General features: G+C 68.8%; 11 protein-coding genes. 4 read left to right on the forward strand and 7 right to left on the reverse strand.

Annotated features, from left to right (window positions below; translation table 11 throughout):
* The first annotated feature begins 27 nt into the window (after positions 1-27).
* Positions 28-3,027, forward strand: a complete 3,000-nt coding sequence (locus CA237_RS09600; RefSeq protein WP_066691615.1) for a glycosyl hydrolase family 28-related protein — start codon at positions 28-30, stop codon at positions 3,025-3,027.
* Between the two features lie 63 nt (positions 3,028-3,090).
* On the opposite strand, the gene uxuA is transcribed toward CA237_RS09600, so the two are convergent.
* The 3 genes from uxuA to CA237_RS09615 all read right to left on the reverse strand — a co-directional run bounded on the left by uxuA (position 3,091) and on the right by CA237_RS09615 (position 6,689).
* Complete coding sequence (gene uxuA / locus CA237_RS09605) at positions 3,091-4,260, reverse strand: mannonate dehydratase (protein WP_066691618.1); 1,170 nt, start codon at positions 4,258-4,260, stop codon at positions 3,091-3,093.
* 64 nt (positions 4,261-4,324) lie between these two features.
* Positions 4,325-5,419 (reverse strand): ATP-binding protein, encoded by a 1,095-nt coding sequence (locus CA237_RS09610; RefSeq protein ID WP_241215465.1) that lies wholly within the window; start codon positions 5,417-5,419, stop codon positions 4,325-4,327.
* A 28-nt stretch (positions 5,420-5,447) separates the two neighbouring features.
* Positions 5,448-6,689: a response regulator gene (locus CA237_RS09615; RefSeq protein WP_066691623.1), complete on the reverse strand. Its 1,242-nt coding sequence runs from the start codon at positions 6,687-6,689 to the stop codon at positions 5,448-5,450.
* A gap of 180 nt (positions 6,690-6,869) precedes the next feature.
* On the opposite strand from CA237_RS09615, the gene CA237_RS09620 reads away from it, so the two are divergent.
* The gene (locus CA237_RS09620) at positions 6,870-9,296 is read left to right on the forward strand and encodes an ABC transporter permease (RefSeq protein WP_126013919.1); all 2,427 of its coding nucleotides are present in this window, start codon (positions 6,870-6,872) and stop codon (positions 9,294-9,296) included.
* Between the two features lie 65 nt (positions 9,297-9,361).
* On the opposite strand, the gene CA237_RS09625 is transcribed toward CA237_RS09620, so the two are convergent.
* Positions 9,362-11,962 carry an autotransporter domain-containing protein gene (locus CA237_RS09625; RefSeq protein ID WP_126013921.1) on the reverse strand — a complete coding sequence of 867 codons (2,601 nt, stop codon included), beginning with the start codon at positions 11,960-11,962 and terminating at the stop codon, positions 9,362-9,364.
* Positions 11,959-19,770 (reverse strand): putative Ig domain-containing protein, encoded by a 7,812-nt coding sequence (locus CA237_RS09630; RefSeq protein ID WP_126013923.1) that lies wholly within the window; start codon positions 19,768-19,770, stop codon positions 11,959-11,961. The genes CA237_RS09625 and CA237_RS09630 overlap by 4 nt, the downstream gene beginning before the upstream one ends.
* A 340-nt stretch (positions 19,771-20,110) precedes the next feature.
* Between CA237_RS09630 and CA237_RS09635 the strand changes: the two genes are divergently transcribed.
* Positions 20,111-20,692, forward strand: a complete 582-nt coding sequence (locus CA237_RS09635) for a tail fiber protein (protein WP_066691628.1) — start codon at positions 20,111-20,113, stop codon at positions 20,690-20,692.
* A gap of 51 nt (positions 20,693-20,743) precedes the next feature.
* On the opposite strand, the gene CA237_RS09640 is transcribed toward CA237_RS09635, so the two are convergent.
* Complete coding sequence (locus tag CA237_RS09640; RefSeq protein WP_232308008.1) at positions 20,744-20,983, reverse strand: hypothetical protein; 240 nt, start codon at positions 20,981-20,983, stop codon at positions 20,744-20,746.
* Between CA237_RS09640 and CA237_RS09645 the strand changes: the two genes are divergently transcribed.
* Positions 20,976-21,653 carry a GNAT family N-acetyltransferase gene (locus tag CA237_RS09645; RefSeq protein WP_232308009.1) on the forward strand — a complete coding sequence of 226 codons (678 nt, stop codon included), beginning with the start codon at positions 20,976-20,978 and terminating at the stop codon, positions 21,651-21,653. The genes CA237_RS09640 and CA237_RS09645 overlap by 8 nt on opposite strands.
* 4 nt (positions 21,654-21,657) lie before the next feature.
* Here CA237_RS09645 and CA237_RS09650 read toward each other — a convergent pair whose 3' ends face one another.
* A complete protein-coding gene (locus CA237_RS09650; protein WP_198158582.1) occupies positions 21,658-22,644 on the reverse strand; it encodes a LysR family transcriptional regulator in 987 nt (328 codons plus the stop codon).
* Positions 22,645-22,649 lie beyond the last annotated feature (5 nt).

Genomic DNA, 22,649 nt, shown 5'->3' on the forward strand with positions numbered 1-22,649 from the left:
GGGCTCCTCCATCGACGGAGCTTCCCCATGAAGGTGCACAGCCTGCTGTTCGCTGCGATCCTGCTCGCCCCCATGCCTGCCGCCGCGCAATCGACGTCGGTCTTCCTTACCGCCCCGGACGATCCGCGTGCGGTGACCGTCCGCGGCATCGGCGACGGTCGCGCGGACGATACCGCCGCCATCCAGCGGGCGATCGACGCGGTCGCCGCCGACCGGCAGAGCGGCGGTGGCGGCGTCGTGTTCCTTCCGTCCGGCCGGTATCGCATCTCGCGCACCCTGTTCCTGCGATCGGGCGTGCGGATGTTCGGCGTCGGTCCGACCCGCCCCGTGCTGCTGCTCGCCGACCATACGCCGGGCTATGCGTCGGGCATCGGCGCGATGCTGAGCTTCACCGGGGAGGATCAATATCGTGCGGGCAAGCCGCCGGTGCCGCCGCCCACCAGCGTGCCGGCCAACGACGCGGTGTTCGACGCGACCTCGACCACCTTCTATTCGGCGCTGGCCAATGTCGATTTCGAGATCGGCGAGGGCAATGCCGGTGCGGTCGCGGTGCGCTTCCGCGTCGCGCAACACGGCTTTCTGCGCCACATCGATTTCCGGCTCGGCTCGGGTTTTGCCGGCATTTACCAGGCGGGGAACGAAGCCGACAATCTGCGCTTCTTCGGCGGACGCTATGGCATCGTCACCGAAAAGACGTCGCCGGCGTGGCAGTTCACGCTGATCGATTCGGAGTTTACCGGCCAGCGCGACGCCGCGATCCGCGAACATGAGGTCGACCTGACGCTGGTCAACGTCGCGATCCGCGATACACCCGTCGGGATCGAGATCGATCGCGGCTATTCGGACTCACTCTGGGGCAAGAATGTGCGGTTCGAAAACGTCCGCGATGCCGGCGTCGTCATCTCCAGCGAACAGAGCGTATTCACCCAGGTCGGCTTCGATAACGCCATCGGCATCAACACGCCGGTGTTCGCAAGATTTCGGGAAAGCGGCCGCACCATTGCCGGAGCCGGCCAGCAATGGCGTGTCGCCGACTTTTCGCACGGGCTGAAGCTCGCGCGGGTCGGGGAGATGGGCAGGACCGCGACCGACATTACCATGAGCCCGCTGACCACGGTTCCGGCGCGTTCAGCCCCTGCGCTCCCGCTGCTGCCCCCGGTCAGCGAATGGGCCAACGCCCGCGCGCTCGGTGCCAGGGGCGACGACCGGACCGACGACACGGCCGCCTTGCAACGCGCGGTGGACAAGCACCGCGTCGTGTACCTGCCGACCGGCCGCTACCGCATCAGCGACACGCTGAAGCTCCGCCCCGACAGCGTGCTGATCGCGCTCCACCCGAACCGGACGCAGCTCTATCTGCCCGACAACGCCCCGCGCTTTGCCGGCGTCGGCGCGGCCAAGGCGATGGTGGAAAGCGCGAAGGGCGGTAACGCGATCGTCTACGGCCTCGGTCTCTATGCCGGCGGCGTGAACCCCCGTGCGTCCAACATTATCTGGCGCGCTGGCGAAGGGTCAATGGTCAACGACGTCCGCATCCACGGGCCGGTCATCTACAACCAGGGCAAGGCGAGCGGCGGCGGGATCGACCCCGAGGCGCGCTGGGACGGGCAAAAGGCCAGCATCTGGGTGACCGATGGCGGCGGCGGCACGTTCAACGCCATCTGGACGCCGAACGGGCTCGCCTCCACCGGCTTCTATGTCAGCGATACGAAGACGCCCGGCCATGTCTATGAACTGTCGGCCGAGCATCATTTCAAGAACGAGATCGTGCTGCGCAACGTCGAGAATTGGGAGTTTCTCGCCCCCCAGACCGAACAGGAGGTGCGCGACGGCGTCTATGCGGTGTCGACCGAGTTCCACAACAGCCGCAACATCCTGTTCGCCAATTATCATGGCTACCGCGTCACCCGGACCGCCAAGCCGATGGACACGGCGGTACGGCTGGTCAATTCGGGCGACATCCGCTTCCGCAACGTCCATGTGAATGCCGAAAGCGCCTATGCCCATTGCGACACCGAAGGCTGCGGTACCTTTGTCCGGGCGAGCAAATATCCGTTCGAGAACGCGATCCGCGACCTGACCACCGGACAGGAAGTACGCGAGCGGGAATTCGCAAAGCTCGACGTGCCCGCCGCTACGCCGCGCCCCGCCACCGTTGCTGCGGTGCCGGCGACACCCGGCGTGACCCGATTGGCGGACGGCTTCTATTCGATCGCCGGCGGCGCCATCGATGCGCAGGGCAAGCTCTACTTCATCGACCGGTTCCATCAGCGCATTCACGGCTGGTCGGCCGCCGAAGGGCTCACCACCGTTTCGCAGGCGAGCCTCGACCCGGTGAACCTGACCATCGATCGATCGGGACGGTTGCTGATCCTCTCCAGCGCCGGGCGGGACGGGACGGTCTACAGCATCGATCCTAGGGCACCGGACGATGTCCGCGCCATCCCGGCCACGAGCTTTCGCTCCGAGAACGCCATCGCCCTGCCGGTCAATGTCTGGGCCAATGGCGAGTTCGCCGATCGTATCGACCAGAAGACCTACGCCTTCCTGCCGCTGTCGAGCTTCTTCACCAGCAAGATGGCCGAGGCGAAGCGACAAGCCTATGTCTCCCCCGACGGATCGGTCGCGATCCCGGCCTTCCGCGTCTGGAACCAGGGGCCGGACGATCATCAGGGCTGGCGCTGGTCCGACACGCTCGACAGCTACGGGCTGGTCACCGCACGGATGGGCGAGCGGGTGACCCTGACCAACGCATCGGAGAACCTTACCTATAGCGGCCGGGTTACGACCGGCGGTGCGCTGACCGACCTGCGCGTCGTCGCCCCGCGCGGCGGCGAAAGCGTGGTACGCGGGCCGGGCGGCGAACTGTACGTCGCCAATGGGCAGATATGGGTGTACGACAAGGACGGTCGCGAAATACGGCGCATCGACGTGCCCGAACGCCCCCTCCAGCTACTGATCGGTGGCAAGGAGTCGCGCACGCTCTTCATCCTGGCGCATCATGCGCTGTACGCGATCGATCTTTGATCGGTCCTGATAGGCGTACGGCGCGTCGGCGGATGTCGGCCACGAAAGCGGTCGCCGCCGACGCTATGATGCCGCGCCGTGCGCAATCCCGCGTTCAAGCCCGCGCAATTCGGCCAGCCCCCGCATCCGGCCGAGCAGCGAATAGCCGGGATTGGCGGTGCGGTTCAGGTCGTCGAGCATCTGGTGCCCGTGATCGGGCCGCATCGGGATGCTGCGGCCTTCGCAGGTCGACAGGCGATGGACCGCCGCCACCACTGCCGCCATGCCGGCGTCCCCGCCCAGATGGTCGGCTTCGTGGAACGCGTCATCCGCCTCGCGCTCGACCGATCGCAGGTGAAGGAATCCGATCCGGCTGCCCAGCCGGTCAACCATGCCCGGCAGATCATTGTCGGCACGCACGCCGAACGATCCGGTGCAGAAACACAGGCCGTTCGACGCGTTCGGCACGCGCGCGAACAGCTCGGCCACATCTGCCTCGGTGCTGACCACGCGCGGCAGGCCGAAAATCGGGAAGGGCGGATCGTCGGGATGCACGACCAGTCGGATGCCGAGATCGTCGGCGACCGGACAGACCGCCTCCAGAAACGCGACATGATTGTCGCGTAGCCGTGCCGCATCGATCCCGGCATAGGTTTCGATCGCCGCCAGGAATTGGGGCGACGTGAACCCCTCCTCGCTGCCCGGCAGTCCGGCGATGATCGTGCGTTCCAGCGCGATCCTTGCCCGTTCGTCCATCGATGCGTGGCGCTTCTCGGCTGCGGCGCGCATCGCGTCCGAATAGCTCGCCTCGGCCCCGGGACGCTTCAGGATGAACATATCATATGCCGCGACCGCCACCGCTTCGAACCGCAGTGCCCGGGCGCCATAGGGTAGCTCCCACGCCAGATCGGTTCGGGTCCAGTCGAGCAACGGCATGAAGTTGTAGGTCACGACGTCGATGCCGCACGCCGCGAGATGAGTCAGGCTGCGGCGGTAATGGTCGATCAGCCGGTCCCAGTCGCCCGAACGGGTCTTGATCCCTTCGTCGACCGGCAGACTTTCGACCACCCGCCATTCGAGCCCCGCGTCCTCGATCATCGCTTTCCGCACGGCGATCGCGTCCCGCTCCCACACCGCGCCATTCGGCACCTCGTGCAGAGCGGTCACGATCCCGGTCGCACCCGCCTGTCGGATGTCGCGCAGCCGGACCGGGTCGTTCGGCCCGAACCAGCGCATCGTCTGGGTCATCAACATGACTATCCGTCCTTCTCCAACCGCCCGAGCGGCACGCGACCGGTTTGCTTCATAGGGCCGCACGTTACAGCGGGACAGTACAGGAAAACGTCGTCACGTCCGTTCGGCAAAACGTCAGCACGCCCCCATGGGCCTGCACGATCTGCCGAGCCAGACTGAGCCCGATGCCGGTGCCGGTGGGTTTGGTGGAGTGGAATGGGCGACGGATCTTCAACGTGTCAGTGGGGAAATCGGGGCCTTCGTCCTGGATTTCCAGGATCAACTTGCCCTGGGCGGCATAGGCGTTGAGGTGGACGATGGCCGCGTTGCCGGGTTCGGCGGCCTCGACCGCGTTCTGCAGCAGCGCCCATAGCGCCTGGTTCAGCTGATCGCGGTCGAGCGCAGCGCAGAGATCGCGACCGACGCGGACGGTCAGGCGGGCGTCGGGCCAGCGGCCGGCAAAGAGCCGCGCGAGGTCGTCGACCAGTTCCGCCACCGACACCGTCTGCCGGAACGGCGGCGGCAGCCGGGCGAGCGCGCGATAGGCTTCGGTGAAACGCTGCAACCCTTCGGCATGGCGGGCGAGGGTCGACAATATCTCCGGCAGCAATGCCGGATCGCCCCGCTGCGGATCGGCAGCGGCCACCCCGCATTCGGCAAGCGACACGATCGGCACCAGCCCGTTCAGCATCTCATGCCCCAGCACCCGCACCATGTCCGCGCTCGCCCGCGCCTCGGCGGTCCGTTCCTCGCTCTCGATATCGATCAGCGCGACCACGTCGTTCGGACCGACCGCGACCCGATCCATCCGCCAATGCCGCGCAGCGTAGCGGACATGGGTCGATGTGCGGTCGAACAGCGCCGGGGGTGCCGAAACGACGCGATCGTCGGCGGCAAAGAGCGTGCGGGCCGAGCGGTTCAACACCCGGACGACTCCCTGCTCCACCGACACCAGCGGCGTGGGAGCGGCGTCGAGCAGCAGGCGGTCGATCATACCGTCGCGCTCCACCGGCGCGGCTACCGCCGGCGAAATCGGCGGTTGCCGGACCCGGCCGAGCAGATGCCCGCCGAGCCATAGCGCCACCATCAGCGCCGCGCCGCAAGCCAGCCACAGGCCATGCGCCGCCGCACCGCCCATCGCCGCGCCGCACAGCACGAGCAGCAGGGCCGCGACGAGCACGGCACGATCCCGGTGAGTGAGCGAGATGTCAGAGGCCATATTGGGCCATGCGCCGGTACAGCGTGCCGCGACTGATCCCTAACGCCGTCGCCGCGCGTGATACGTTGTGGCGATGATCCTTGAGCGCAGCGGCGATAAGCAGCCGTTCCGCATCGCCCAGACCGAAGGGCGTACCCGGCACAGGCGGCGGAGCATCGCCATCCGCTGGACGGATCGCCGCCGCGTCGATCACGCCGTCATCGGCCAGCAGCACCGCACGCTCGATCGCCATTGCCAGCCCGCGTACCTCGTCCGGCCAATCGGTCGCGGCGATCATCGCCTCCGCCGCCGGGGTCAGGGCCGGCGCAGGCCGCCGATAGCTTTCCCCGGCCACCGCCGCGAAATGGCGGGCGAGCAGCACCGCATCGCCGCGCCGATCGATCAGGCGGGGCACCGCAATCTCCACCGTGCACAGCCGCCGCCGCAGCGCGGGCAGCAGCCGCGCGGCATCGTCGACGATAGTGATACCCCGCAGGCCCGGGGGCAGGCGATCGAACAGCCGCCCCTGCCCCACCGCATCCAGCCGATCGACATGGCGCAACAACGCGGTGCCGCTCGCGCCGTCGAGCAACGCCCAGTCCTCGGCCGATCGGAGGTCGAGGCGCAGCGGCACCCGGTCGGCATCGCCGGACGCGGCATGCACCGCCGCCGCGACAAGCGACCGTCCCGTCCCCGACCTGCCGGAGATGCAGACCGACGCAATCGTCGGCCCAACCCGCCGGACGAGATCGCGGATCGCCGCCATCTGCACGGACGTACCCAGCAGCACGGGACCGGACGAACCCTGATTCCCGGTCGGACGGCCCGCTGCCGGCCGTACGGACCGGCCGACCGCGCCGGCGACCTTGTCCAGCAGCACCTCACGACGCCACGGCTTCATCACGAAATCGCGGGCACCCGCCTGCATCGCTTCGATGGCGATGCGGATGCCGCTATGCGCGGTGATGACCACGACGCAGGCGGACGGATCGCCGGCCATGATCCGGCGCAGGCAAGCCAGCCCCTCCGCCCCGTCCGAACGCCCCATCGTGAAGTTCAGGTCGAGCAGGATCGCGTCATAGCGACGCCGCGCGAGCAACGAAAAGGCTGTGTCGGGATGGCCGGCCAATTCGACCCGGTGTCCGGCAAGGCGGAACAGGATATTGGTCGTCCGGGCGACGACCGGATCATCCTCGATCAACAGGATGTTCCAGCCGCTTGACGCGGCGACCGGGTGTCCGTCGCCGGACATTCTGTCCAACGCCCCGTCCGAATCGGCAAGGTCGATGGAGGAAAGCGGTTCATTCATAACGACTTGGCATTTCCGGAGCTGGACAGTGATAACCGGGTCCATGATGACCGAAGATGCAACAGACGCAACCGCCCGGATCGGCGGGCACCGGGGCCGACACGCCATGACGGAGGGCGAGGAATGAACGGCTCCGCCTGGGTTTCGCTCTACCGTTCGCTGGTCCGTCACAAGCTGTACGCGACCCTCAATATCGGCGGGCTGGCGCTCGGCATCGCGGTGTTCTGCGTGTTGGCGCTCTACGTCCGGTTCGAAACCAGTTTCGAGACATGGCTGCCGCACCATGACGAAATCTATCTGGTCCAGACCGAACTGCATCTGCCGGGCAGTCCGCTGAACGGTGCCTATCCCGGTACGATGGCCGGGATGCTGGAACAGATGCGGCAGGATTTTCCGGGGGTCGTCGGCACGCGCATTCGTGGCGGCACGGATGGCGGCACGATCCTACGCGACGGCGAGGCTATCCGTGCCGATGTCGCGCAAGTCGATCCTACCTTTCTGGACATCTTCGCCCTGCCGATCGTCCAGGGGCGCGGCGGCGACGCGCTGTCCGACCCGACCGCCGCGCTGGTCAGCCGCCGTCAGGCACAGCGGCTGTTCGGCGATGGCGACCCGATCGGCCAGACGCTGACCATCGCGGTCGATGCGCCTGAGCGCTATCATGTCGTCGGCGTTTTCGACGACCTGCCGGCCAATAGCGACATGAAGCTGTCGGTCGTGATACCCATCCCGCGTACCCCGCCGCCCGCGCAATGGACCTGGTATCGATGGGGTACGGCGGATGTCGGCACCTATCTGCGCTTCGCCGATACGGCCGACGCCTGGGCGTTTGCGGCGAAGCTGCCCGCGTTCGTCCGGCGACGCGCGAAACAGGATCTGGGGCCGACGCCGGACAAGGTCATCGCGTTGTCGCTGCTGCCGATCACGCGAATGCACCTGGAACCGCCGGGCGCGGAGAGCGGCGGGCGGCGGCTGACCGTCGTGGCGCTCGGAATCGTCGGGGTGCTGACGCTGCTGATCGCGGTCGTCAATTATGTAAACCTCGCCACCGCCCGTGCCGGCTTGCGCGCCCGCGAAGTGGCGATGCGCAAGGTGCTGGGCGCGGACCGCGCTACGCTGGTCCGGCAGTTTCTGGGCGAAGCGATGGTGACGGTGGCGATCGCGGCTTTTGCCGGGCTGGTGCTGGCCGAACTGAGCCTGCCGCTGTTGAACGCAGCCGGCGGGCTGACGCTCGCCTTTCCCTATGCACTGGTGGTGCCGGTCCTGATCGTGCTGGTGCTGGTGATCGGGGTGCTGGCCGGGCTGTATCCCGCGCTGCTGCTCTCGCGCTTTCCCGCTGCCGCCGTGCTGGCCGCCGCGCACAGTCCTGGTGGCGGACGCGTCGGCAACCGACTGCGCGAGGCGTTGGTGATCGTCCAGTTCGGGATGGCGATCGCGTTCATCATCGGTACGGCCGTCGTGTCGGTGCAGGTCGCACATCTGCGACAGGCCGATCTCGGCTTTCGTCGGGACGGGCTGCTGGTGGTACCGTCGCTGGCCGACAAGCGGATCTTTGCCGATCGCGCGCGTCCGGTGCTGGCGGCATTCCGGCAATTGCCGGGGGTGGTAGCGGTGGGTGAAGGCGGCACCGGCGCGGGTGGCGATGGCGAGACCAATGTCGATATCATCGCGATGCCGGCCGATGCCGGCCCGGGGGTGACGGTGATGGCGCAGAATGTGGGGCCCGGATTCTTCCGGACCTACAGCCCGACTCTGCTGGCCGGGCGGTTCTTCGACGACGCCCACCGTTCCGACGATGCGAGCGACTGGACCCGATGGCCGCAGGGGCGCAACATCGTCCTCAACCGTGCGGCGGTGGCCGCGCTGGGGTTCCGCTCGCCTGCCGACGCGGTCGGCCGGACGGTGGACGGCGCCATGCCGCGCACGATCGTCGGGGTGATCGACACGCTGCGATTCTTCACGCCGCGGATCGCCGACCAAGCGACCTATTATCAGTATAACCGCGATGGCGTGGCCAAGCCGGTGGCCGCGATCCGCTTCACCGGCGATCCGGCGGCGATGCTTGACCGGGTTCGGGCGACGTGGCGGCGGTTGATCCCCGACGTGCCCTTTGTCGCACAGACCGCCGAGGATCGGCTGGCAGAATTCTACCGCGCCGACGAACAAGCCATGCGATTGTTCGCGATCGGCGGCGGACTGGCCGTGGCCATCGCCTGTATCGGCCTGTGGGGACTGGCCGCGTTCAACACCGCGCGCAGGACGCGCGAGATCGGCATTCGCAAGACGCTGGGCGCGTCGTCGGGCGACATCGTCCGGCTGCTGTTCGGCCAGTTCCTGCGCCCGGTCCTGATCGCCAACGTCATCGCGTGGCCGTTGGCCTATCTGGCGATGCGGGCGTGGCTGGCGGGGTTTGCGGACCGGATCGCCTTGTCGCTGCTGTACTTCGTCGGAGCGGGGCTGCTCGCACTCGCCATCGCGGTCCTGACGGTACTGGCACAGGCGATCCGCGCCAGCCGGGCGGCGCCGGCCTGGGCCTTGCGCCACGATTAGCGACCGGAGCGATCGATGACCGGGGGTACGCCATGCGTCGTGGCGTACCCCCCGATCCCGACCGGTCAGAACTGCTTGCGGATCGTGATCGTCTCGGTCGCGTAGCGGCTGCCCTGTCCCAGCGAACCGCTTAGCCCCAGCCCGATGCGCCAGCCATTGTCGAAGACATAGTCGGTGCCAAGCTCGACCGAGACATTGTCGCGGGTCCAGTCGTCGCCGCGAATGGCATAGGTGAACCCGCCGAGATCGGCATAATCAAGCGCCTGGACGCCGCCGTTCCTGAACTCGTGCCGCCATTCCGCCCGCAGGCGCGGGACGAAACGCCCGGTGACGAACGATCCGCGCAGGCCCAGCACGCCGGACAGCGAGGTCAGGTTGCGACGGTCGAACACCAGGTTGGCGGTGCCGACTCCGGTTTCGGTGTAGCGGTTCAGATCGGCCGACAGCAGGTCGACCCGGCCATAGGCCGACAGGGCGTGGGTATCGCGGGTCCGGTCGAAGCCGCCGGTCAGCGAACCGAAGAGCATCGTCCCGCTGCGATGGCCGCGCGCCACAGCATTGCCGCCGGTCACGGTTCGGACCGTATCGAACGCCAGCCGCCCCGCGCCGGCGACGCCGTCAAGGAACAGGCCATCGGCCGGGGCGAGGCTGCCATAGATCGCGCCCATCCAGCTGCTGCTGTCGACGCGACCCTGGTTGCGGCCGACCTCGGTCCGCTCGCCGCCATAGCCGCCGCCGACGCCCACCGTCAGCGTTTCGGACAGCTTCACGTCGGCGCCGCTGCTGAGCCCGCCGCTGGAGACGGTCAGCTTGCCACGACCACGCGTCGCATCCTGCGTACCAAGCAGGATCGCCCCGCCCGACCAGAGCGCGGTCGATCCGACCGGGCGGCCGGTTCCTTCGATCGCATCGTTCGTGTCCGCGCCTGCGGGGGCGGCACGGTCGCCCGGCAGCATCCGACCCCGTTCGCTGCGTGCGGCCGCCAGGCCGGCGACCGGCATCGTGCGGCCGTCGCCGTCGATGGCGATGATCCCCGCCGCCCGCTCGCGCCCCATCACCTCGGTCGCATGTTCCGACTTCAGCATCGCCACGTCGAGCGCGCTCGACGCCGGATCGGGATCGCGCCCGCCGAAGCTGTTGCCGCCCGCGATGCTGATCCCCATCGGCCGGGCCATGCTGCCCGCGCCGCCATTGTGCAGCTGCTCGTTGCGGCGCTGGAAATTGTCGAGCTGGGCCTGTGCGAAGCGGCGCGTCGCCTCAGCCTGCGCGGCCGAGATGCCGGTGACGGTCGCGTCCTGCGACGGGTCGGCGCGCTGGACGACGCTGATGCTGACCACGGCCGGGGCGGAGGTGCCATAGGCGTTGGTCAGCGTGTAGCGGACGGTTGCGGTGCCGCTGAACCGGCCGCGCGGGGTGATGCGCAGCTGATAGCGGCGGTCGCCGACGCTGCCGCTCTCGACCAGCGTCGCCTCGACGCCCTCGGCCGGCGTGACCGACAGGATGGCGGCGCCGACGAACGGACCGCCGATCGCGGTCCCGGTCAGGTCGACGATCTGCGTCTGGCCGTTGGCGACGCCGGCCTTGACCGCGGGCGCGATGGGGGCGCTGCCGGTCACCGTCACCGCGATGCGCGCCTCGTTCGAGGTCCCGCCGTCGCCGATCGCGACATAGCCGAAGCCGTCCTCGCCGATATAGCCCGGCTCGGGGGTGTAAGTGGCGGTGATGCGCGGGCTCGACCCGGTCGCGGCCTGCGGGCGGGCGGCAGCGACCAGACCCTGCGACGGTGGCGTGATGCGCGGGCTCGTCTCGGCCACACCCTGCTGGCCGCCGTCGATCGACACCGTGCCGTGCTGCGGCTGGGTGGTGATGCGGATCTGGCGATAGTCGCCGGTGACCAGCGCCGACAGGTCGATCGCCACCGCGCCGTTCTGCGCCGTGGTGGCGGCGCCGGTCGCGGCGGAACCCGGCCGAGCGACCGGCGGGGCGGGCAGCGCGATCTCCAGCGTATAGGCATTGGCCGCCGTGAAGGGGCCAATGCCCGACGAGCTGTCGGTCGCGGTGACGGTGACCGTATAGCGCCCGCTCTCCTGCGGCGTGCCCGCCAGCAACCCGCCCGTCGACAGCGTCACCCCGGCCGGCAGCCGCCCGGCGGTGACCGCATAAGCATAGGGCGCGGTGCCGCCGCTGGTGCTCAGTTGTTGGCTATAGGCGACATCCTCCTGGCCCGCCGGCAGCGTCGCCGGGGTGAGCGCCAGGCTCGGCTGCGCGACGGTGATGCTGACCGTCGCGGGGGCCGAGGCGCCGCCCGCATTCGACGCGGTATAGGTGAAGCTGTCGGCCCCGGCATAGCCGGCCGCCGGCGTATAGCTGATCGCGGTGCCGTTGACCGTCGCGGTGCCGTGCGCGGGCGCGGTGGCGATGGCGACACCGGTCGCCGCACCGCCGCTCACCTTCAGCGGAACCACCGTGGCCGCCGCATTGTAACCGACCGCCAGGCTGACATTGGCCGCGACCGGCACGTCGGGTGCGGCGATGACCAGGCTATAGGCCTTGGCCCCGCTATACGGCCCCGCCCCCGTCGAGCTGTCGGTCGCGGTCATGGTGAAGGCGAAGCGCCCGAACGCGCTCGGCGTTCCGCTCAGCGTGCCATCGGCCGCCAGCGTCACCCCGCCGGCAACGCGCCGTCGGTGACCGCATAGCGATAGGGCGCGGTGCCGCCCGATGCGGTGAGCGTCTGGCTATAGGCCGCCTCATAGCGTCCATCGGGCAGGCTCGCCGGCCCGACCGCCACTCTCGCGCCCGCCACGAACAGGGTATAGCCGCGCGCGGCGGTATAAGGCCCGCCATTGCCGCTCGCCGTCGCATCCGTCGCGGTCACGGTGAAGCCATAGCTGCCACCGGCGGTCGGCGTACCGCTAAGCGTGCCGTTGGTGCCGAGCGTGACGCCCGCCGGCAGCGCACCCGCCGTCACGGCATAGCTATAGGGCGCCGTCCCACCGCTCGCGGTGAGCGCCTGACTATAGGCCGCCCCCACCGTCGCATTGGCCAATGTCGCCGGATCGAGCGCCAACGCCGGTGCCGCGATGCTGAGCGTATAGCTGCGCGTCGCGCTATACGGCCCCGAACCGGTCGAGCTGTCGATCGCGGTGATGCTGAAGGTAAAGCTCCCCGACTGCGTTGGCGTCCCCGCCAGCGTGCCGTTGCTCGCCAAGGTGACGCCCACCGGTAAGGTCCCCCCCGTCACGGCATAGCTGTAAGGCGCGGTGCCACCGATCGCCGACAGTGTCTCGCTAAAGGCCGTGCCCGACACGCCCGCCGGCAGGCTCGCCTGACTAAAGGCCACCGTCGCGGTCGCGACACTCAGCATATAGCTGCGGCTCGCCATATAAGGCCCACCATTGCCAGTCGCTGTCGCGTCGGTCGCGGTGACGGTAAAGCTATAGCTGCCGCCGGCGGTGGGCGTTCCGCTCAGCGTACCGTTGGTGCCAAGCGTCACCCCTGCCGGTAGCGCACCGGCCGTGACGGCATAGCTATAGGGCGCGGTCCCGCCGCTCGCGGTGAGCGCCTGACTATAGGCCGCCCCCACCGTCGCATTGGCCAATGTCGCCGGATCGAGCGCCAACGCCGGTGCCGCGATGCTGAGCGTATAGCTGCGCGTCGCGCTGTACGGACCCGAGCCGGTCGAGCTGTCGGTCGCGGTGATGCTGAAGGTAAAGCTGCCCGACTGCGTCGGCGTCCCCGCCAGCGTGCCGTTGCTCGCCAAGGTAACGCCCACCGGCAGTGCGCCAGCGGTGACCACATAGCTGTAAGGCGCGGTGCCACCGGTGGCAGACAGCGTCTCGCTAAAGGCCTTGCCCGACACACCCGCCGGCAAGCTCGCCTGACCAAAGGCCACCGTCGCGGTCGCGACACTCAGCGTATAGCTGCGGCTCGCCGTATAAGGCCCACCATTGCCAGTCGCTGTCGCGTCGGTCGCCGTGACGGTGAAGCTGTAGCTGCCGCCGGCGGTGGGCGTGCCGCTCAGCGTGCCGTTGGTACCAAGCGTGACGCCCGCCGGCAGCGCACCCGCCGTCACGGCATAGCTATAGGGCGCGGTCCCGCCGCTCGCGGTGAGTACCTGGCTATAGGCCGCCCCCACCGTCGCATTGGCCAGTGACGCCGGTGCCAGCGCCAGCGCAGGCGCCGCGATGCTGAGCGTGTAGCTACGCGTCGCGCTGTACGGCCCCGAACCGGTTGAACTGTCGGTTGCGGTGATGCTGAAGGTGAAGCTACCCGACTGCGTCGGCGTCCCCGAAAGCGACCCGCTGCTCGACAGCGTCACACCCGCCGGCAAGGCGCCGGCGGTCAGGGTATAGCTGTATGGCGCGGTGCCACCAGTCGCCGACGGCGTTTCGCTATACGCAGCGCCAGACGTTCCCGCCGGCAGATTGGCCGGGCTCAGCGCCACCGTCGCGACCGCGACGGTCAGCGTGTAGTTGCGTGCGGCGGTGTAGGGCCCGCCATTGGCACGCGTGGTCGCATCGGTTGCTGTAACCGTGAAGCTGTAGCTGCCACCAGCGGTTGGCGTGCCGCTCAGCGTACCGTTGGTACCAAGCGTCACGCCTGCCGGTAGCGCACCGGCCGTGACGGCATAGCTATAGGGCGCGGTCCCGCCACTCGCGGTCAGCGCCTGACTATAGGCCGCACCCACCGTCGCATTGGTGAGCGTCGTTGGGGCCAGCGTCAGCGCCGGAACTGCGATCACCAGCGTATAACTGCGCGTCGCGCTATACGGACCCGACCCTGTCGAACTGTCGGTCGCGGTGATGCTGAACGTGAAGCTGCCCGACTGCGTCGGCGTACCCGCCAGCGTGCCATTGCTCGCCAAGGTCACCCCCGTCGGCAACGCGCCTGCGGTGACCACATAGCTGTAGGGCGCGGTGCCACCGGTCGCCGACAGCGTCTCGCTATACGCCGCTCCCGACACACCCGCAGGCAAGTTCGCCGGCGACAACGCCACCGTCGCGGTCGCGACCGTCAGGGTATAGCTGCGCGCGGCCGTGTAAGGCCCGCCATTGCCGCTCGTGGTCGCGTCCGCCGCGGTGACGGTGAAGCTGTAGCTGCCACCAGCGGTCGGCGTACCGCTCAGCGTACCATTGGTGCCAAGCGTCACCCCCGCCGGCAGCGCGCCCGCCGTGACGGCATAGCTGTACGGTGCCGTTCCGCCATTCGCGGTCAGCGCCTGACTATACGCCGCACCCACCGTCGCGTTGGCCAGCGTTGACGGCGCCAGCGTCAGCGCCGGCGCGCCGATCACCAGGGTGTAGCTGCGCGTCGCGCTGTACGGCCCCGAGCCCGTCGAACTGTCGGTCGCGGTGACGCTGAAGGTGAAACTCCCCGATTGCGTCGGCGTCCCCGCCAACACACCGCTGCTCGACAGGGTCACGCCCGCCGGCAATGCGCCGGCGGTCACCGCATAGCCGTACGGCGCGATCCCGCCCGAGGTCGACAGCGTCGCGCTATACGTCACGCCCGACGTTCCCGCCGGCAGGCTCGCGGGCGAGAGCGCCAGCGTGGGGGCGGTGACGCTCAGCGTATAGGCGCGCGCGCCCGTGAAGCCCGCCGCGTTTGTCGCGGTGAGCGTGAAGGCGAAGCTGCCCCCCGCCCCCGGCGTCCCCGTCAGGCGGCCGTCGCTGGCCAGCGTGACGCCGGGGGGCAGCGCGCCCGCGGTGACCGCATAGCTGTAGCTGGTCCCGGCACCGCTGGCGGTGACGGTCTGGTCATAGGCTTGGCCGACGGTCGCGGACGGCAGGGTCGCCGGGGTCACGACGATGGCCGGCGCGGCGACGGTGATGGCGTAGAGCCCCTCGACGCCGAACGGCGTAGTTGCGCTGTCGGTCGCGCGGAGGCGGACGGTGAACGTCCCCGCCGCGCTCGGCGTGCCCGAGATCACCCCGCCGCTCGCCAGCGTCAGCCCGGGCGGCAGCGCCCCGCCGACGACGCTATAGCCGTACGGCGCGATGCCGCCGCTGGTGGTGATGGTCTGGCTGTACGCCGTCCCGCCGGTCGCGGCGGGCAGCGCGGTCGCGGTGGCCGTGTTCGCGGCGGGCGACAGCGTCAGCACCGGCGGCTGGACGCTGGTCGTATAGCTGGCCTGGCCGGCAAAGGGCGCGCCGCTGCCGCTCGCGCTGTCGGTCGCGGTGATCGTATAGGTGAAGCTCCCGGCCGCGCTCGGCGTGCCCGACAGCGTGCCGTCGCTCGCCAGCGTCAGCCCGGTGGGCAGCGCGCCCGCCGTCACCGCGAAGCCATAAGGCGCGGTGCCGCCGCTGGCGGTGAGGCGCTGGCTATAGGCGATGCCGACCTGCGGCGTGGGCAGGGTGGCGGGGCTGAGCGCGATGGTCGGCGCGCCGATGGCGATGCTCTGCTGCACCGGGGTGGCGGGGTCGAAGCTGGTGTCGCCCGCCTGGCTGGCGGTGACGACGCAGGTGCCGACCTGGTCGAAGCGCACGCTGTTGCCCGTGATCGAGCAGATGGCGCGCGAGGCGGCATCGATGGCGATCGCCGGGGTCAGCCCCGAGCTGGCGGTCGCGGCGACCAGATAGGTACCGCCGACGATCGCGCCGGCGGGCGGGGTCGAGGTGAAGCGCACGGTCTGCGCCCCCCGCCCGATCGTGATGGTGAAGGCCTGCGACTGGGCCACCGGCGGATTGCCGCCGGTCGAGTCCTCGGCGGTAACGGTGAAGGCAAACGCCCCCGCGCTGGTCGGCGTGCCCGCCAGCGTGCCGTCGGCCGCCAGCGTCAGTCCGGTGGGCAAGGCGCCCGCCGTCACCGCATAGCGATAGGGCGCGGTGCCGCCCGTCGTGCTGAGCGTGGCGGTATAGGCCGTGCCCACCGTCCCGCTCGCGGGCGGCGCGGCGATGGTCAGCGTCGGGTCACCGATCGTCACGGTCACCGTCGCGGGCGCGGAGGTGCTCACCCCGTTGCTGGCGGTGTAGGTGAAGCTGTCGGTGCCGCGCGCGCCGGCGGCCGGCGTATAGGTCAGGTTCGGCGCGGTGCCGCTGAGCGTACCCCGGGCCGGCGCGGCGGTGATCGCATAGCTCAGCGTGCGCGCGGGCGTGTTGGAATCGGTGCCCGCCAGGGTGATGCTGCGCGCGGTCTGAAACGCGGTCGACACGGCTTGCGCGCTCGCGGTCGGTGCGCCGACATAGGTGAAGCTGCCGGTCGTGGTGCCGGCGCCGGCGGCATTGGTGACCTGCACCGTCGCGGGGCCGGCGCTGCCCGCCGGGGTGATCGCCGTCAGGCTGGTCGCGCTGGCGATCGTCACGCCGGTCGCGGGCGTACCGCCGACCGTGACGGTGCTGCCGCTGGTGAAGTTGGTGCCGATGACGGTGATCGTCGTGCCGCCCGCCGTACCGCCCTCGGCCGGGGTCACGCCGCTGACCGTGGGAAGCGCGACGATGGTGAAGCTGTTGGTCGCGTTCGGCGAGACATTGCCCGCCGCGTCGGTCGCGGTGACCGACACCGTATTGGCCCCCAGCGGCAGATCGACCGCTGGCGCATAGCTGTACGTGCCGCCCGCCGTCGCGGGGGTCGTGCCGGCCGCCGCCCCGTTGATCCGGATCGTAAGGCTGGCATTGCTCTCCGCCGTGCCGGTGATCGCCGGCCGCCGGTTGGCCAGCGTCGCGCCATTGGCGGGCGCGGTGATGACCGGCGTGGCGGGCGCGACCGTGTCGATGATGAAGACATTGCTGCTCGAGGCCGGCGACGCCACCCCCGATGCCGAGGCGACCGCATAGACGCTGTGCGATCCCTGGCCCAGCGCGCTCACCACGGGGTAGCTGAAATTGCCGCCCGAAACGGTCGCGTTACCGTTAAGCGTGCCGTCGATGAAGATCTGGACGGTCGTGCCGCCCGCGGTGACGCCGGTCACGACCGGTGTCGCCGTATTGAGCGTCGATCCGTTGGCCGGGCTGGTCAGCACAGGCGCGGCCGGCGCAGGCGGCCCCGCCACGGTGATCGTCACCGTCGCGGCGCTGGAGGTCGCGAGACCGTTGGAGACGGTGAAGGTGAAGCTGTCCGCCCCGATATAATTGGCGGACGGCGTATAAGTGAGGTTGGGCAAGGTACCGCTCAGCGTGCCATGCGCCGGCGGGCTGCCGATAATAGCATAGGTCAGCGTCCGGGCCGGCGTGTTCGGGTCGCTGCCCGTCAGCGTCACGGCGGTCGCGGTGTTGAAGGTGGCGGTCACGCTCTGCGCGTTGGCGGTCGGCGCCTGGATGACGGTCAGGGTCGCGGCGCTGCTGGTCGCGCTGCCCTGGCTGTTGGTGAAGACCGCACGGTACTGGCGGCCATTGTCGCCCGCTATCGTCGCGGGGGTGGTATAGGTGGCGGCGGTCGCGCCGGCGATGTTGGTGAAGCTGGCGCCGCTGTCGCTCGACACCTGCCACTGGACGCTGGGCGACGGACTGCCCGAGGCGCCAGCGGTGAAGCTGGCCGTCGCGCCGACCGCGACCGTCTGGCCAGCCGGCTGCGTGGTCACCGCGGGCGGGTTGAGCACGACATAGCTATAGCCGTTCGCCAGCGTGGCGGTGCCGCCCGGCGTGGTGACCGCGATCGACGTCGCACCCGCGGCGCCCGCCGGGGTTACCGCCGTAATCTGCGTATCGCCGGTGACCACGAAGCTGGTCGCCGCATTGCCGCCGAAGGTCACCGCGCTCGCCCCCGTCAGCGCGGTGCCGGTGATCGTCACGCTGGTGCCACCGGCGGTCGTCCCCGAACCCGGCGTCGCACCGGTGATGGTGGGCGCCGCGATATAGCTGTATTGCGTGCCCGGGCCGGCCGCGCTCGTCACGCTGCCGGTGGTGACCTGCACGTCATAGGTGCCCGCCGCCTTGGCGGGCAGCGTCGCGCTGAGCTGGTTCGCATTGGTGTAGGTGACGCCCGTCGCGGCGGTGCCGCCGATCGACACGGTCGCGGCCGGGGTGAAATTGGTGCCGGTGATCACCACGTTGCGCGCCGTATTGGCCGGGCCGGAGGTGACGCTCAGCGCGGTCACGGTCGGCGCGGCGAAGCTGTAGCTGACGCTGCCCGTGCTCGCCTGGCCGGCGGTGGTGTCGGTCACGCCGACCGCCACGGTGCCGGCCCCCGCCGGCGTGGTCGCGGTCAGCGTCGTGGCGCTGGCATAGGTTGCCGGGACCGTCGTCGCGCCGAAGCTGGCGCTATAGCTGTTGCCGCTGACGAAGTCGGTGCCGGTGATCGTCACCGGCGTGCCACCCCCGCTCGACCCGCCGGTCGGCGAGATCGCGCTGATCGTCGGTGCGGCGACATAGCGATACTGGTTGCCCGACCCGGTCGCCGATGTGCCGCCCGGCGTGGTGACCGTCACATTGACGGTGCCCGAACCGGCGGGCGCGGTCGCGGTGATCTGCGTCGCGCTGTTGACGGTATAGCTCGACGCCGGGCTGCCGCCGAAACTGACGGCGGTCGCGTTCGTGAAGCCGGTGCCGGTCAGGGTCACGCTGTTGCCGCCTCCCGCTCCTCCCGAAGCGGGCGCGACCGCCGTCACGGCCGGTGCCGCGATATAGGTATAGCCGGTGAAGGTCGCCGAGGCGGTTCCGTTCTTGACGACGGCGATGCCGACCGTGCCCGCCGCATGCGCGGGCGCGGTGGCGACGATCTGCGTGTCCGATGCCGGCGTGACCGAGACGAGGGTGGTGTCGAACCGCACCTGATCGACGCCGGTGAAGTTGCTGCCGTTGATGGTGACCGAGGTTCCACCGGCCGCCGGCCCGGAGGTCGGCGTGATGCCCGAGATCGCGGGGGGCGGCGTGCCGACACAGGTGGCGGATACGGTGAAGGCACCGAGATCGTTGGTGCCCGCGCGTCCGATCCGGGCAAGCACCGCATTGCTCGTGGCCGTGGTGGTCACGGTCAGCGTCGCTGTGCCAACCGCATTGATGTTGGCGGACTGGTTCGTAAAAGCGCCCGTATTCGCGTTCGACACATACAGATATGCCGTAAAACCATTCGTCGATGCCAGCTGCGTCGGAGCATCGGTCCGCACGGTCATCCGAATGACCTCGCCCTCGTCGAAATCGTAAAGCGTCGGACTGAAGCCGTTGTAGCTGGCGGGAAAGGCGACCCCCGCTGCCGTATAAGCAGACGACCGGATTCCCGAGGCCGTGGCGGAAACGCCTTTGGCGCGCCCCGAAGGATTGGGTGCAGCCGTCGAACTGAAATTGGCGGAGTAGTTCAATTCGCCGTTATTGATGGCCGTGCACGCCGCGCTCTCGGCAGCCGCCGCGCAGGGCATCGCCGCGATGGCAAGCGCCGACAGGGCGATCGCCGGTCGCACGATACGACGCGAGGCGCGCGACGCGACATCCGTCTTATCCGACGCAAATTGGTCCGACGACAAAGCGACTCCCGGCGCCGTATCGACAGTGACGCCGGTCTTCACGACACGGCCGAGCGCACGAATAAACGCGCCAAACATGGTCTATAGCCCCCCGGCTTGCCCCTGAGAACATCGCCATTCGGCAATGGACGTCGCACCCGACGCCAAATTTCCGGCGGAGTCAATGTTATAGCTAAGGAATCATCGGCTTTTACAAAATAAAGGTCTCAGCATCCTGTGTGGTACATACCGGTTTCAAAAATGCTACACTTCAGAAATACAAAATTAACTGGATATTATACCAAGCAATCCTGCCTATCCTATAATACCGAATACTTACGCGATAGATCGGATATGGATTTGTGTTCCTGTCTCGCGCAGTCAACAATATCGGCGGACGCGCCAAGAAAGCACCAGCGGCGCGCGAAAGGGAGCGGATATGGAAGCTTACATCGGATACGTGATGTTCACCGCCGGCAGCTATGCCCCCTATGGCTGGTCGCTATGCCAGGGGCAGATTCTCGGCATCGCGCAATATAATGCCGTCTACGCCCTGCTGGGCAACACCTATGGCGGCAATGGCACCAGCACCTTCGGGCTGCCCCATCTGGGCGGGCGCGTTCCCGTCGGCACGGGCCAGGCGCCGGGAATCAGCCATAACTATCAGGCAGGTGAGACGGGCGGCACTGAGCAGACCACCATCCTTACCACGCAAATGCCCGCGCACGTCCACGCCGTTCCGGAGCAGCCCGGCATGGCCGTTGTCACCGACAATACCGTGGATGACAGCACCACCACCGCCAGCGCGGGTGCCCGTCTGGGCAACCTGATCGATCCCAACGTCAGCGGCGCGGCGATCTATGTTCCGGCAGGATCGGGCACCACGACGGTTAACCTGGCCGGAAACCCGGCAGGTACGACCGGCATCGCCGGTGCAAGCCAGCCCATGTCGCTGATGCAGCCCTATCTGGCGATGAATGCGGTCATCTGCCTTCAGGGCCTCTACCCCCCACGCGATTGAGCAAGCGGCCGGCATCCTGTCCCGCGGGACGGGGTGCCGGCTATTTGCCAATCAGTTGAATACCGCCTGATAGATGCGACGATCGCGCAGGGGCGGACGCTGGCTGATGAAAATGCTGTACGGCCCGCCGCGCCCGCAATCGAATTCGTAGGCAAGGTCGAGCAACACGACGTTCAGCGGCGCTTCGAAGACCAGCGAAAAGGGCTGCCGGAAGTCGAGACCGGCGGGCAGGCGCGGCGACGTCTCCACGCGGTCCAACCGCACCTCGACCGATTGCGGCAGGGTGTTCACCTTCACCGTCCTGCCGACCCACGGCAGAAAATCTTCGGGCGTCATCAAATGCATAGCGGGTCCCCTCTCCATGACCACCATCGACGATCAGGCTGAATGGGGCAAGAAGGACCGGGCAGAGATACGACCGGACAGGATCCGTTTCCGCCACGAATGCGCCACCGATACTTCCGTGATTCGCCACGCCCATGCCGGCCACTGGCGTGCACCGCCCGGCGTCGACCTGCCATCGGCGTTGCTCGCCCAACTGCTCGACCAGCAGCACCGATTGCAGGAACATCATATCGCGACGGTGCATCCGGACGCCGATCGACGCATGATCCTGTACGACGGGATGGCGGTCGGCCGGATATGCCTGGTTCGTGACGCCCGCCATTGGCTGGTCGTCGACCTCGCTCTGGTCGCCGAAGCGCAGGGCCACGGCATCGGCCGGATCGTACTGAACCGTCTGATGGACGAAGCCATTCCGGCGCGTGCCGCGATCCTGCTGGACGTAGCCCGCGACAATGTCCGGGCGCAGGCATTGTACCGTCGCGCGGGGTTCGGGCCCGTGGGGAAGGACAGTTGCACCCATTTCCGATGGATATGGCATCCGCCAGCCGCCGACTACCTGCCCCACCTCCGGTCCGATGCAACGCATCCCACGATGGCCGACCGCGGCAACCGGTAGCCGCCTAGCGCGCGTCGGCCGGCTCCGCACCGCCCTCCCGCCAGGCGTCGCGCAGCAACTCCCGCAGCCAGCCGCTGGTCGGGTCGGCGTCCCGGTCGCGTCGCCACAGCAGCGCTACCGGATAGCGCTCCATCGCCATCGGCGGGTCGAAACTGTGCAGCGGGGCGTGACGGCACAGCGCAAGCGCGGCATGCGACGGCAGCGTCGCCACCCGCGCCGATCCGAGCAGGAAGGACGGCAATGCCGCGAATTGCGTCAGCGCCGCGGCGACATGGCGCGTGCGCCCGATCGCCGCCAGTGCCTGATCGACCGCCCCCGATCGGCCGGAATAGGAGACGAGGACATGCGGCAGGCCGACATAGGCGTCGAGCGTCATCGGGTGCAGCACGTCGACCCACGCGGGATCGACCAGGCAGCGATAGCCCGATGTGCCGATTTCCAGCTGCCGGGTCGTCCGGCTGCGACGGGCGGGGCTTGCGACCATTGCCAGCTCGATCCGGCCGGATTCCAGATCGTCCTCGATGGTCTGGCGGTTGCACTGGCGGATGATGATCGACGCACGCGGCGCGGCGACCGCGACCCGGTGCAGCAGCGCCGGCCCGCAGGCGAGCATGAAGTCGTCCGACATGCCGATCGTCACCGCGCGCGCCAGCTCGGCCGGCGCGAACGCCCGCTGCGGCGACAAGGCATCGTGCATCTGCGCCAGCGCCGCTTCGAGCGATGGCGCGATCTCGATCGCTCTGGGGGTGGGCTGCATTCCGTCACGACTGCGCACGAACAGCGGATCGTCGACCATCCGCCGCAACCGGGCGAGCGATCCGCTCACCGCGGACTGGCTGAGGTTCAGGTGCGCGGCGGCACGCGACACGCTGCGTTCGCGCCAGATGGCCAGGAACGCGGTGACCAGGTTGTAATCCACCCGCGCGGTATCGTTGAGACCGATAATCTGCATCGCGATATGCGGTTTGAACGATGCGGTGGACCGCGTCAAATTGG

The organism is Sphingomonas sp. ABOLH (genome assembly GCF_003951715.1).
GTDB classification, from domain to species: domain Bacteria; phylum Pseudomonadota; class Alphaproteobacteria; order Sphingomonadales; family Sphingomonadaceae; genus Sphingomonas; species Sphingomonas hankookensis_A.